Below are 3,188 nucleotides of genomic sequence, written 5' to 3' on the forward strand. Positions count from 1 at the left end.
CGGGAGGACATGCGCCAGTCCAGCGAATGGGCCAAAGTCGAGCTGAAGCGGCGCAGAGAGCTGCGTGAAAGCTCGATAGTTATCTCACCAGATAACCCAGTTATCTCAGGAGATAACAATCCTAACGGCTGAAGCCCCTTGGCTTTGGCCCTTGCTCTGGGGCCATCTTCCGCCGGATCTCGGCCTCCAGCTTGCGAGCCAGATCCTGCTCCTGCTGCCTCCGCTGATTGTCCTGCTGTATCGCCACGGCCTGCTTGAGAACTTCAGCCACCTGCTCCTTGGATAGCCCCTTAAACGGCTCCTGAAGCGCTTGGAGCTGTTTCTGGGTGTCAGCCAATGCCATCCTAGCCTTAACCGCCGCCCCGCGCTGAGAATCGCTTTCAGAGGCTTTCTCAGCGACAACCTTGAACGCCTTCGCAAACTTGGCATTGAGCCGATCCGCTACTCCGAGCGGGGTCTCAATCATGGGCCTCAGTCCGATCTTGCCCAGCAATCCCTCGCCTTGCGAGGTTTGCGGCTTGAGATCCGCCTCCCCGATCTCGGGAGGCACGGGGATTTGCTGCCCCAGTGCGTTGTAATGGGCCTTGATGCGCTTGTGGGTCGCCTTGCTGCCCTCGATGCCCCGCACCAGTCCAAGGTGCTTGACGGCCTCGGCATAGCTGCTCTGGTCGTTGCTCATCTTGGTGCGGTTGCCGATGAACTCCTTGGCGCTCAACCGCCCATCTTTGGTGATCGGGACCACGAACGCCGACATGTGGGGGGTCTTCTCGTCCAGGTGAATCGACGATACCAGGATGTTTTCCCGCCCGTACTTCTCGGCCAGCCAGTCCATCGAGCTCTGGTAGAAGTCCGTTTTCCGGCCTGAACCCGCATTGATCCACCACTCCGGTGATGCGCTCAGGACGTACTCGATAGCGAGCACCGCATCCTTGCGCCGCTTCTCCGGTAGCTTCTCCCGCAGCTTGCCCATCGCCTCGTCTGTGGAACGGGCGGCCATGTGCATGTTGTGCCGGAGTCTTTCGGGGTCTGCATTGGGGGTGTCGCGCTCCCGAAAGCAGTGTTTGAGGGAGGCAGCAACCGAGCCCATTCCCGATAGTTTCTTGCAGCGCATGATGGCAAAGGCGGCCATGTGTCTTCCCCTCTTGGTGGACTGTCGGAGAGGCTGGAGGGGGGCGACAGAATGGCGACCTCCGGAGGGCCTCTTGACAAGCAAGAGTACTCACTAGACTTTACTTCGTAAAGTCGCTCGCTCCGGCAGGGTGCCGGAGGAAGGATCAACCCCCTGATAGCTCCCCCCTGAAGGGGGGCAAAAGATAGGGTGATCGGGGGGCGCTGTGGCGTTTGCCTCCCCCAGAACCGGAGACCCTCAAAAGCCGGTTTTGCAGGGAAGGGGGGGATCTCGCCACGGGTTCATATGGGCGTGTTCCGCCGCCCGCCTTCCGGTGGATCTATCCACTGCAGGGGGCGGCTTGTAGGGGCTGCGCCCCTGAAAACCGGACATCAATAAGCTGTTTTGATACATCAAAACCTTGTTTTTGATGCGGGAGGGGGTAGTATCAATTTCGGGATTTGATGAATCAAAATAGGGGTTTTGATATGGAAGAGCAGAAGGCCAAGTGGGTGTTTGATCAGGGGGGCTTCTCGAAAGCCTTGGTTGTGCCCACCCCGATGGGTGCCGGCTACCACCTCCACCTCGTCCAGTTCGGGAAGGGAGCGGAAACCAGCGTGTTGGAACGCCAGAGGGGAGGCTGGCGAGTCTTCAAGACGATCGATGCGGCTGTTTCGACCGCCAATGGGATCGGGTTTAGGCGCATCGAGGTCGATCTTACCGCCCTCTAAAAGCGGGTTTTTCACGGATTATTCGACACGCACGGCGGCAAGCGTAAGTGGCTGTTTTAAAATGGTTTTATCGCCAACCTGAGCACGCCGCGTGTGTATAGATTTCGTGTTATGTAACAAGGGGGTCGGCAGCCCCCCGTTTGAGACGCTACCCCGCAAGCGGGGGCCCCTTCTCAACCGCTGGCCAGCCTCCTGATTAACCGTCACTGTGACCATAAAGACCCGATAGGGAGATCCTGTTACTCCCTTGGCCCTGTGGGGGGCGTGGGCAAAGGCCCGTGGGTGTGGGCAATCCCTGTGGTCAGGGCAGTGGGCGGGCTGTCTCTTTGGCCCGTCCACCCCTGTCCATAGGGTTGTCCATGCCCCTTGAGGGCCGTTCGCCTGGAAGGCGATTGTCCACCCATCCACAGGGTGATCATCAGGGTGCAACGGTGGAAAAATCCCGCGCGCGATCAGAGATAGAATAGTGCACTCACTAAGTTGTTGTTTTTTAATGTGGTTTTCATATCCAGAGTGCAGTGGGGCAGCACTCCAGAGTGCAATAGCTAATTGCACTCGGGTTCACGTCGTGTGAAGTGATATTGCACATGGTGTGCAATGTGGTGCACTATTGGTGCAGTTCAACGACACATAGTGTGCAGGAGATTACACCGATGAGTGCAAAGGGTGAGACTGAGCAGTCTCAGGCAGATGAGAACTACAACTTTGTCCAGATATCGAGGGGATACCTCAAGGCTTGGCGAGGGCTGATACGGAAAAACGGCTTGGCTGCCGAAGTGTTGATGTATTTCGTTGAGAAGATGGGCCGCACAACCAACGCTGTTGTTTGCAGCTATGCAACCCTAACAGAGGTAACCGGATACAGCCGCCGAAGCGTTGCGACAGCGATCAAAGTCCTGAAGGACGAGAGCTGGATCCAGACCGTCAAGATTGGCAGTGCAACGGCATACTGCGTGAATGAACGGGTGTTCTGGCAGGCTGGCCGCAACCAGCGTAAATACGCGATTTTCAGTGCCACCGTTGTCGCAGCAGAGACCGAGCAAGATAGCGATTTCCACGAACGAGCCAAGGAAAAGCTTACCCATATCCCCTTCGTCGATATGCAGAAAGAGCGGCTGATCGCTGATTCTGGCGAGCAGCTACCACCACCGGATCAACAGGATTTGGATCTCGACTGATGGGCAGATACCGACAGCTTACCACCCAAGAGATCGAGGCCCTGCGGGAGGACATGCGCCAGTCCAGCGAATGGGCCAAAGTCGAGCTGAAGCGGCGCAGAGAGCTGCGTGAAAGCTCGATAGTTATCTCACCAGATAACCCAGTTATCTCAGGAGATAACAATCCTAACG

The 3,188-nt window shown here is 57.2% G+C and carries 3 protein-coding genes; 2 read left to right on the forward strand and 1 reads right to left on the reverse strand.

Translation table 11 applies throughout. The annotated features are described in order from the left end of the window. Positions 1–121 precede the first annotated feature (121 nt). Complete coding sequence (gene mobV, locus BN4575_RS20245; protein WP_068979556.1) at positions 122–1,129, reverse strand: MobV family relaxase; 1,008 nt, start codon at positions 1,127–1,129, stop codon at positions 122–124. Positions 1,130–1,596: 467 nt separating this feature from the next. Between mobV and BN4575_RS20250 the strand changes: the two genes are divergently transcribed. Both BN4575_RS20250 and BN4575_RS20255 read left to right on the forward strand, forming a co-directional pair. Next, positions 1,597–1,839 (forward strand): hypothetical protein, encoded by a 243-nt coding sequence (locus tag BN4575_RS20250; protein ID WP_044801261.1) that lies wholly within the window; start codon positions 1,597–1,599, stop codon positions 1,837–1,839. Between the two features lie 653 nt (positions 1,840–2,492). Continuing rightward, on the forward strand, positions 2,493–3,017 hold the full coding sequence (locus BN4575_RS20255; protein ID WP_068979557.1) for a replication/maintenance protein RepL: 525 nt from the start codon (positions 2,493–2,495) through the stop codon (positions 3,015–3,017). Positions 3,018–3,188 lie beyond the last annotated feature (171 nt).

It is taken from the genome of Aeromonas sp. EERV15, from assembly GCF_900079845.1.
GTDB lineage: Bacteria > Pseudomonadota > Gammaproteobacteria > Enterobacterales > Aeromonadaceae > Aeromonas > Aeromonas sobria.